General features: G+C 35.6%; 10 protein-coding genes and 1 pseudogene. 1 reads left to right on the top strand and 10 read right to left on the bottom strand.

Going from position 1 to position 9,420, the window contains the following annotated elements; translation table 11 throughout:
• Window positions 1–31: 31 nt before the first annotated feature.
• The 6 genes from V7266_RS20390 to V7266_RS20365 all read right to left on the bottom strand — a co-directional run bounded on the left by V7266_RS20390 (window position 32) and on the right by V7266_RS20365 (window position 5,455).
• Window positions 32–448 (bottom strand): GNAT family N-acetyltransferase, encoded by a 417-nt coding sequence (locus V7266_RS20390; RefSeq protein ID WP_026565654.1) that lies wholly within the window; start codon window positions 446–448, stop codon window positions 32–34.
• A gap of 187 nt (window positions 449–635) precedes the next feature.
• Entirely contained in the window at window positions 636–1,847 is a 1,212-nt protein-coding gene (locus V7266_RS20385) for an MFS transporter (protein WP_335470431.1), read from the bottom strand.
• 97 nt (window positions 1,848–1,944) lie between these two features.
• On the bottom strand, window positions 1,945–2,604 hold the full coding sequence (locus V7266_RS20380) for a type 1 glutamine amidotransferase domain-containing protein (RefSeq protein WP_026565652.1): 660 nt from the start codon (window positions 2,602–2,604) through the stop codon (window positions 1,945–1,947).
• 200 nt (window positions 2,605–2,804) lie between these two features.
• Entirely contained in the window at window positions 2,805–3,677 is an 873-nt protein-coding gene (locus tag V7266_RS20375) for a LysR family transcriptional regulator (RefSeq protein ID WP_335470428.1), read from the bottom strand.
• 280 nt (window positions 3,678–3,957) lie between these two features.
• Window positions 3,958–4,767: a methyltransferase domain-containing protein gene (locus V7266_RS20370; protein ID WP_335470426.1), complete on the bottom strand. Its 810-nt coding sequence runs from the start codon at window positions 4,765–4,767 to the stop codon at window positions 3,958–3,960.
• 487 nt (window positions 4,768–5,254) lie between these two features.
• The gene (locus V7266_RS20365; RefSeq protein WP_335470424.1) at window positions 5,255–5,455 is read right to left on the bottom strand and encodes a hypothetical protein; all 201 of its coding nucleotides are present in this window, start codon (window positions 5,453–5,455) and stop codon (window positions 5,255–5,257) included.
• A 352-nt stretch (window positions 5,456–5,807) separates the two neighbouring features.
• On the opposite strand from V7266_RS20365, the gene V7266_RS20360 reads away from it, so the two are divergent.
• Entirely contained in the window at window positions 5,808–6,023 is a 216-nt protein-coding gene (locus tag V7266_RS20360; RefSeq protein WP_335470422.1) for a hypothetical protein, read from the top strand.
• 203 nt (window positions 6,024–6,226) lie between these two features.
• Here the strand turns inward: V7266_RS20360 and V7266_RS20355 are convergent, their stop codons facing one another.
• From V7266_RS20355 to V7266_RS20345, 4 genes and pseudogenes are all read right to left on the bottom strand, one after another.
• Window positions 6,227–7,564, bottom strand: coding sequence for an MFS transporter (locus tag V7266_RS20355; protein ID WP_335470420.1), 1,338 nt, complete (start codon window positions 7,562–7,564; stop codon window positions 6,227–6,229).
• A gap of 66 nt (window positions 7,565–7,630) precedes the next feature.
• Window positions 7,631–7,915: an ArsR/SmtB family transcription factor gene (locus V7266_RS20350; protein ID WP_335470419.1), complete on the bottom strand. Its 285-nt coding sequence runs from the start codon at window positions 7,913–7,915 to the stop codon at window positions 7,631–7,633.
• A 379-nt stretch (window positions 7,916–8,294) separates the two neighbouring features.
• A pseudogene (locus V7266_RS30880) lies at window positions 8,295–8,393 on the bottom strand (DinB family protein); the annotation flags it as partial.
• Between the two features lie 96 nt (window positions 8,394–8,489).
• A complete protein-coding gene (locus V7266_RS20345) occupies window positions 8,490–9,299 on the bottom strand; it encodes an alpha/beta fold hydrolase (RefSeq protein WP_335470418.1) in 810 nt (269 codons plus the stop codon).
• Between the last annotated feature and the right edge of the window lie 121 nt (window positions 9,300–9,420).

Genomic DNA, 9,420 nt, shown 5'->3' with positions numbered 1-9,420 from the left:
CATAATCTCCGTTATCGGAAGTGAAAATTTGCTAATTGACCGTTTTTCTCATTAAGTTAATATCACCAATTTCTTTATTAAATCCCCATTTTTCATAAAAAGATATTTTGTCAGATTTACAATACAATTCAAAGTGTTGCACAGATTGAAGTTTAGGGTGTGTCGTTACTTGATCTAACAATATTCGTCCCAAACCTTTACCTTGATACTCTTCATGGATAATAACATCGAATATTAAGGCTTTATAGACAAAATCTGAAAGAACACGTATAAAACCAATGAGTCTATTAGTTTTATTTTCACATATTCCAATAAGGATGTCTGTGTTTTCAAGCATTACCAACACGTCTTCAAACTTTCGGTTATCTGTCCACCATTCTTGTTGGTATAATTCGTAGAGTTCTATGATTTGTTGTTCATCTAGTGTTGAGATGATATTGTAATTCATGTATGCTTCATTCCCTTCAAAACATATATATATTTATTTATATAATTCAGTTTTCAGGTGTACAAGTCCTTTTTTTGCGATGTTTTATTAACTCAACTATTACGCTCTCTACAATAAGATGCATAGGCTAAGGAAACAGTTTAAATATATTAAAAGTTAGGCAAGATGTACCTTGCCCAATTTGCAATCAAGCTTGATTTTCTCTTTTCTGTTTATGTGCACCCCATAAGGTAAGAAGAAATCCAACAATCGTGACCAGTGAAGCAACCCAAGGAACAGCAGGAAGTCCTCCGCCAATTCTGAGATCAATTACTAATCCCCCTATAAATGCCCCCAGTGCATTTCCAAGGTTAAAGGCTGCAATGTTTAACGTAGATGCTAGAGTAGGTGCTTCTTTAGCAGTATTCAGCATATGCAACTGTAGCCCAGGGACTGTACCAAATGCTGCAATACCAAAAATAAACACCATTATCAGAGTGAGAAATTTATATTGATCAGTAATGCTGAACACAGCTAGTATGATCGCCAACAAAACAAGGATTCCAAGAAGTGATGGCAGAAGTTTTCGGTCTGCTAATTTTCCTCCATAGATATTGCCAATTGTAATCCCAACACCAAATAATACAAGAATGTATGAGATGGATTTAGGTGCAAAGCCTGTAATTTCTACCAATATTGGTGAAATGTAAGTAAAGGCTGTGAATACTCCTCCGAACCCAAACACCGTCATTAAAAGTGCAATATGAACAGCAGGTTGTTTTAATACACCAAGTTCCTGTTTCAAACTGGATTGGGCACCTTCAACCCTTGGCACCAGTAAAAAGATTCCAAGTAAAGCGATAATACCTATCATTGTAATTGACCAGAATGTAGATCTCCATCCAAATGCTTGTCCTATATATGTTCCAATTGGTACGCCTAAAATGTTTGCTAATGTTAATCCTGTAAACATAATAGCAATTGCACCTGCACGTTTTTCTTTTGGGACTAGTTCTGCCGCTATAACTGACCCCACTCCGAAAAATGAGCCATGCGTTAAAGCGGCCAATATACGTGCGATCATAAGTATTGTGTAATTCGGTGCTAGAGCAGCTAACAAGTTTCCTGCAATAAAGAGAATCATTAGAAAAATTAAAAGCTCCTTACGTTTCATCTTATTTGTAGCTACTGTAATAATTGGAGCACCAATAGCAACCCCAAGAGCGTAACCTGTTACTAGCATTCCAGCCATTGAGATTGAGACATTTAGACTAGATGCCACCTCTGGAAGTAAACCCATGATAATAAATTCAGTTAAACCAATAGCAAATGCTCCTAGAGTGAGGGCATATAAAGCTGCCGTTGAGCCTTTTTGAGTCGCAATATTTGATGAATCTTGGTTTATGTTAATTGAGCCCATATTGAACCCTCCTTATTAATATTTACAACCTTTCTTTACGAAAGGTGAATTACTGAAAGAAGGAGGCCGATATTTCCTCTATCAACCTCCATAATTCTTAACTTAATTTTTCAATTACTGCTTTGGTTACTGCTATAGTGGATTGAGGATTTTGACCTGTAATCAAGTTACCATCAACTTCATAATGAGTTGACCAATTTGGAGCAGCGACGAAAACAGCCCCTAAATCACGGATCTTACTTTCCAATAAGAACGGTAGAAATTGTCCCAAACCTGTATCAGCTTCTTCTCTATCAGTAAAAGCATTGACACGTTTACCAGCAACAAGCGGCTGACCATTAGATAAAGTCGCACCAACCAATCCTGCTGGACCGTGACAAACAGCAGCAACAATCTTGTTCCCTTCATAGAAATCACGTAACAATTCATGAAGTTTTTGATTATCAGGAAGGTCAAACATAGTTCCATGACCACCTGGCAAGAAAATAGCATCGAAACGTTCATGGGATACATCGTCAAGTTTCAGGGTGTCTTGCAAATATTTTACTGTATCTAAAATCTCTAGTGGTGTATTTTCATCTACACTGCTAGGATCAACTGTACTTTTTCCTCCAAGAGGACTTGCCACTGTCACCTCGTAACCTTTCTGTGTGAATTCAATATATGCTTCAGCAAACTCCGATAACCAAATACCAGTCGGTTTGCCTTCTTTTATTTCTGTATGATTAGTAACGACCATTAAAATGTTTTTTGACACTTTCATTACCTCCTAAATAAGCTTTGTTTGTTACAAACGTTATTCTACTACCTGAAAATATATAAAACAAATTATGTTTTTATATATTAATGATAAAAATATTTATAGATAATAATTTAAGTTGGAACGAAAAACATCATAAAAAAATCATCCAAAATATATGGATGATAGAATAAAAAATAGACATTAGCACATTTACTTTATCTGTTTCCCCCAATTTCTTGGATCAAATTATTAATTTCGGGAAGATGTTTATGTTTCGTTTGATAAGCTATATAAAGTTCGTTTTTAACCTTCATATCTTTGAATATGACTTTGGATTTTACTTCATTCATTGAATTTCTTAATATATATGTCGGAATTAAACTTATTCCAGCACCGTTTTCAATTGCCTTAAGAATCAAATGCAAATTAGGAATTACGTGAATAGGTTTAATGATTGGACGTTTTTTAAAGTACTCCCTCCAAAATCTTCTTATAATCGGTAAGTCTAGCCCATAACTAATCCAATTTTGCGACGAAAGCCATTTTTCTTTTAACTTAAAGTTAGTACCCTCTTCAATTTCTAATTGTTTTGGGGCAACAATAACAAATTCCTCTTCACATAACGTTACATATTCAATACCTGAAGCGTGAAACTTTTTTGAAGTAATTATTACATCTACTGTACCTTCCTTTAGTAATTCTAACAGTTCATCAGCAGTTCCAAAGTAAGAAACCGTACATGTTTTATATTCTTCTAGCTGATTTAGAATATTTTCATAAAAGTACTCAATTGCTGAACCAATTCTAATTATAGAAAGAGTTGGTAATGAAGCACCTTTAAAACTTAATGTAGCTGCCTCTAATGATTCAATAAGAGGAGCCAACTGTGAATATAATTCCTTTCCCCTTTCAGTGGGCACCATTTTCCTTGCGGTTCTTATAAATAGGGGCTCCCCAACTTCAGCTTCTAAAGAAGCTAAATGCTGACTCATAGCAGGTTGTGTCATGATGCGTGTTTTTGCAGCTTCCGACACCGAATTATATTTATATATATAAATAAAGCTTCTATACCACTCAAAATCAACCATTCAAAAACTCACCCCAGTATCTTTCATTGAACTTATATCTACAAAAAACTACTTTTACACTCCACACAGTTACGTATTTCTCAATGTTGTTTACCTATTCTAATTCAATTCTTGATTCTTTTCATCTTATTAAACTATCCTGCCCGATAGTTTAAGTACAACATTTCACAATCTTTTTTGTGCAAAAAGAAAAAATGCGTACTCCTTCTTGAAGTATCGCACCAGATAGTTGATTAACAACATATATAAGCATAAATAGTTGCTAATTTTGAGTGAGGCTTTAACAGAGCCTTACTCCTTCAATTGCTAACATATACATCGTTAAAGATTCAGCATCACGCATCATCCATTCTCGATAATCGTTTTCAGCACTCACATATTCCTGTTCACAAATAAAACCGTCTCTCTCCATTTGAACTCCTCTGCTTGAAGCAGTATCAGCCCATATCCCAATGCGAGTTTGAAAATCAGGGTCCCTTCTGTTTGTTACCTCATGAATGGTGGTTATAGTAATATCTGCTATACCAGCTTTTCGAAAAAGTTCAGGAAGGTTATCGGCAATTGTATTATCCATACCTGCTTCTGCACGCCATTTCAAATAGGCAGCGTAAAAGTTGAGCATACTTGAAGGTGGCAGGGGATTCCATAAAATCTTATCATGGTTATAATCCGCAATTAAAATGCGACCTCCAATTTTTGCAGCAGATGTCATCATTTTCAATCCTTTTAATGGGTCGGATAACCATATTAAAACCCGTGAACAGGTAACAATGTCAAACTGTTGTTCATAAGGAAGATTATAAATGTCACCTGTTTCAAATGATAATCCTGGTATTTTGCCATATGATTGACGTGCTTTTTGAATTAAGGTTGGATTACTGTCAATTCCCACAACACGTCCATTTGGACCCACAGCTTCTGCTATGCCTCTAGTAATTGCCCCTGTACCACATCCAACATCAAGAATTGCCATGCCTTCCGTAATAATTTCTGCTAGCCTTTTGTTTGAGTTTGTTAACGTTCTGGAATCTAATACATTTGTTAACTTTCCAGATAATTCAGCACGATTTCGAGCCATTTTTGTATCCAAACTTGATTCCCCTTCCCTGTATTTATTCCGATTTTCAATAAACTAATTTTACCATTTAAGATTTTATTGTTCTAATAAATAAAAACACCCTTATTAATTCCATAATGGAATTAATAAGGGTCATAATTAAAATTTAAGTTAATACGATAATAGTTCTCTTCAAAGGATATTCCTGTTGTTATTGAACTAAACTGCCATTTACTTGAATAAGGAAAAAGCGTTCCTGCTTATTTCAGAAACGCGCCCTTTTCTTAAGTAACTTTTGGCGAATTATACTATTCAAATATGGACATATAGAAATCTATCATTAAGAATTATGAAGAGCGTGTCCCCCATTAGACGTACGTATTGAACACGTTGTTCCGTCAATCCGTACTCATTTACCTAAATAGTAATCTTACTATTCATTTACTCCAAAAACATAAAAATCATCCTAAACCATATCCCAACGCAACTATGCCAATAAACCCATATACAACAGCTACACCTATACCATATAAAAGATATTATCTTCTTTAAATAGTCTGATCTGTTCAAAGAAAGAAATGAGAATACGTATGACCAAAAGCAGTGCAAATATACCCAAAAAGGCAATTCCAGCAGTCATGGGAATCTCTGTCACTAACCTCATAACATCTGACTGATTATTTGAGATTACACCAATGCCTACTCCAAGATAGATCCACAAAAATGACCTCAAAACCAATGTAAAGAAGAAAAAAAAAAGCTTTCTGATTGTCCATCCTTTAAAACAGCCTATACCTATCGAGAAGCTTTAAATGTTTTAATTAAAGGTCCAAAATATATGAATCACAGTTAAAAAGAATGATTGAAGAAAAATTGGAGATTGAAAAGCATTGGGAGAATCAGAAGTAAAACAAATGTGTGCTTACTGTGCAAAGTGGTTTCCACAAACAGAAATGCAGCAGCTTCCAGGTGGCGAGTATGGTAATTGATATTGCAAAAAGTGTTTTCCAGAAGTGTTGAGAGAACATTGGAAATTACCTTGGAATCGAAATAAGATTTAGGAGGGAAAGTCCATGAGTAAGAAATTGAAAATTTACAAAGAGAACGGTGAGTTTGTCATTGAACGGATTAACGAGTTTAACCATGCAATAAAACGTTTTTTTGTAACACAAGATGGACTATTTGAGGGGCTAAAAGCGTATGGAACAGGAATTACAGATTTTCAATTAGATGTATCTGAGGAATTATGGGCAACCGTTATTAATTTTTTAAATAATGGTATGGAGTGAAAAATACACTTTACAGGCAGCTATAACAAGAGGAAAATACTTCATAATAAGTCTATAAATGCCTTCTAGGGCTATCTCAGGTGACAATATGGATGGAATTATTGTGACCGTGTACAAATGAAAGTCGTCCAAGCTAAAAGAACCATTCAAAAGGTTTTAAGCACTAAAAAACTGGCTAGAAAATATCTAACCAGTTTTTAAGATTACAGTTGACGTGACTGCTTTATCTTCCTTGAAGAGACTGGAATGCTGCTCACGCATGATAAAAGCAATGCTACAAGTAATAGACTAACGAAAAATCCAAAGCTCAGGCTGAAACTTGATGTCACGTTTAGGATTCGGCTCGCTATTGAAGGGCCAAATGACATTCCTAAAAAGTTGATTAAGTTATAGATCCCCAGCCCCATTGCACTTTTTTCCTTCTTTATCGTGTGGGGAATATCAATATTGATTACAATGGTAAGGATTGTAAAGCTTATATTAATAAGGGCAACTCCAACACTAGCCACTGCAAATTGGTTTACTCCAAAGATGGCTAATAGCAGAAATCCAATAAATTGAAGGACGACAGCAACGACCAATCGACCATTCCCTTGGATGCGGGTTATAGCTGGTCTTATTACGAAGCTCAACAAAAAGGAAAAGATTGATATCCCCGCCAAAATAAAGCCAGTTTTCAAGGCAGAGACATGAAACTGCTGTCCTGCTAATAACGGAAAAAGAAAAATAATTCCCACCATGGCAGCACTATTAATAAAACTAAGCAAAAGGAAACGATTAAAGGCATAGAATCGAAAAACTGACAGATCCATAAATATCCCGACATCTTGACGTTTGCCATGGATCCCCATAAAAAATACAGATATCACTGTAATGATTAGCAAATAACCATTTAATTTGACTCCTAAAATAAACGTCACGACAAAAGTCAATAAATAAAGGAAGCCTAAAAAATCAAACGGTTGGGTAAGCTTCTTATGATTGGCATATCCGGAGGGCACAAACAAAATAATTGCTAGCAACGTAAAAATAGCCATACTCATTAATAAAAATAGGGAGTGCCAGCCCCAAAAATGAGTAAAGAAGCCTCCGAGCAAAAATCCTACTCCTGAACCAAGTGATAGACAGGCACCTATTAATGTTAGAGCCAGATTGCGTTTAGGGAAGGTGAGATACTGATTCGTCAGGATCATTGATAATGCAATAAACGAGCTACCACCCGCTGCTTGAATAATACGGGCCAAGACCACAACGATAAAATCATTCGTCGTGTACCCTATAAGGGAACCTGTAACGAATAAACTAATCCCAAAAATCAACAAACTTTTAATTTGAAAATAAGAGGCTAGCTTACTATAAGTAATCGAACCACAGGCAATCACTAAAGTATAGGAAATAACCACCCAGCTAATTTTGGAAGCTGTCACCTCAAGCCCATTCATCATATCAAATAAGGCAACATTAAACAGAAGTGAATTGGCTACCCCGGATAAAACGATTAAACATAATGTGATAATCAACCTTTTCTCTTTTTGATTCATCTATTTCTCCTCCATTATATCAAAGTCATAAAACTTTAGAACTAATAACCAAAAAAGGAGGCTACATTAAAGTGTAGCCAAAAACCCAGGTAAATAGCGGGTGAATGTCTCCTCATTTAATGAGACATATTTTATGACACCCTCACGTTCAATCTTCACCAGCTCTGCTTCAGATAAAATTTTTAAATGATAAGAACCATTGGACTTACTTACACCTAAACTCCTTCCTATATCCGTACACATCGGGCGATTGTTTCCGTAATACAATAATCGGATGATTGCGATCCTTTTTTCATCTGCTAAGGCATTAAATATTTTTATTCGTCGCGTATCGTTTTGTTCTAAAGTCATATGACTATTATATTATTAGAATTCAAATTGTCAACTTCTTTGCCGAATACTTTCTTGGATTTGGCCGGGATGCACAGATTATCAAACCAGTTCAACTAATAGAGCAGCTACCTTTTGAGTTTACTGTATTATAGAATGTAATTAAATCGTTTTCTTCTTCAAACTCCCACTTTTCGGGTATATCTGTTGAAAACCAATCTTCAAAGTTAATTGTATTGAATTTCATTGTTTTCTTAACTCCTTATGGGATTTCTAATATAATTCAATCCTTATTATTAAGATTCCTTGTTGAACTAACCTGCTCATTTAGGTGAATAAGAAAAAAAGGATCGCCGCAACAATCCTTCGTAAACTCAAGCTACCCGTTAACTGAAAATTATTAAAGAAGTGGATTTTCTACGCCTAAGTGAATCCAATCTGCTTTTGGAGGTCCATAAACCATAAAAAGTTTTAACCCTGCTTGGCGAATGAGTATTGTTGCATGCCTTTTTTAACGTTAAAGTGGGGGTTCCTTTTGTATTGTCATTTTCCTGTTCTTAAAGAAATTTATTTTCACGGTAGTTAAACTATGAGTTTAGAGATTCTTAAGTGTATCTCTTAAAAAAGCTTCAACAGTTCGACGCCATTCTCTTGGCTGGTCCAAATGTAATTCATGTCCTGATTCTGAAATGCAAACACTCTGTCCATTTGGTATCGTATTAACCATATCGTTTACTACCTCTTTAGAAATGAATCCCTTTTCTCCAGTGACAACCAAAGTAGTGCACTTTATTTTTTTCCACTCTTCCCAATAATCCCGAGATTCGAGGTCTTCCATCGAATGAACCATGCTGTCGATTCTAAATGCAGGGTAATACCCATCCTCCCGCTTATCTAACAATTCGGCGAACGTTTTTCCTCGAAAAGTACCTTTACCAAAAAACTCCCATGCATCATCAAATGTTTTGAAAGGAACATTCCATTTTTCCAACCAACTTCTTATCCCTGTCTGTATACCCCGAGACTGATTAGGAGCTGCTTCAACAATAATAAGAGTTTGTACCAACTCGGGGCGTTTTGTAGCAACGAGAAACGCATTAATGCCTCCCATAGATTGACCGATGAGAATAATTGGTGTTTTGCAGTGTTGTTCAATTGTATTTATTGCATCTTCTACGTAAGCCAACCTTGAAAAGTCACTTGTATCCTCTGCACTTTCCCCATGACCTCGTTGATCAAGTGCAATTACTCTTCCAAATTGGGTAAGCCACTCCGCTGTATTATTCCATTCTCTGCCTCGACCTGCCAACCCATGTAAGAGCAATATATCTCGTGAGATATTCCCTCCATAATCTAAAGCATTTAATTTAATCCCTCTTGAATTTACAGTTAAACTGCTTGCCATGGTTTTTATTCATACCCCTCTTATTTTTTCATTCCTAGAGCTTATTCCACAACATCACCTATGATTCCTTCTTTTTACTAAACTGCACAGTTACTTCAATAAATAAAGTAGGGAACCCTCT

Origin of the sequence: Neobacillus drentensis, from assembly GCF_036965645.1 — a bacterium.
GTDB lineage: Bacteria > Bacillota > Bacilli > Bacillales > Cytobacillaceae > Neobacillus > Neobacillus drentensis_D.
Note: the sequence above shows the minus strand (reverse complement) of the source record. Positions and strands in the feature narration are given on the sequence as shown.

Excerpts from the sequence above, each read along its gene's own strand:
- V7266_RS20385 (WP_335470431.1), bottom strand. The coding sequence starts at position 1,847 with ATGGGCTCAATTAACATAAACCAAGATTCATCAAATATTGCGACTCAA.
- V7266_RS20345 (WP_335470418.1), bottom strand. The coding sequence starts at position 9,299 with ATGGCAAGCAGTTTAACTGTAAATTCAAGAGGGATTAAATTAAATGCT.
- V7266_RS20350 (WP_335470419.1), bottom strand. The coding sequence starts at position 7,915 with ATGACTTTAGAACAAAACGATACGCGACGAATAAAAATATTTAATGCC.
- V7266_RS20360 (WP_335470422.1), top strand. The coding sequence starts at position 5,808 with ATGAGTAAGAAATTGAAAATTTACAAAGAGAACGGTGAGTTTGTCATT.
- V7266_RS20390 (WP_026565654.1), bottom strand. The coding sequence starts at position 448 with ATGAATTACAATATCATCTCAACACTAGATGAACAACAAATCATAGAA.
- V7266_RS20355 (WP_335470420.1), bottom strand. The coding sequence starts at position 7,564 with ATGAATCAAAAAGAGAAAAGGTTGATTATCACATTATGTTTAATCGTT.
- V7266_RS20375 (WP_335470428.1), bottom strand. The coding sequence starts at position 3,677 with ATGGTTGATTTTGAGTGGTATAGAAGCTTTATTTATATATATAAATAT.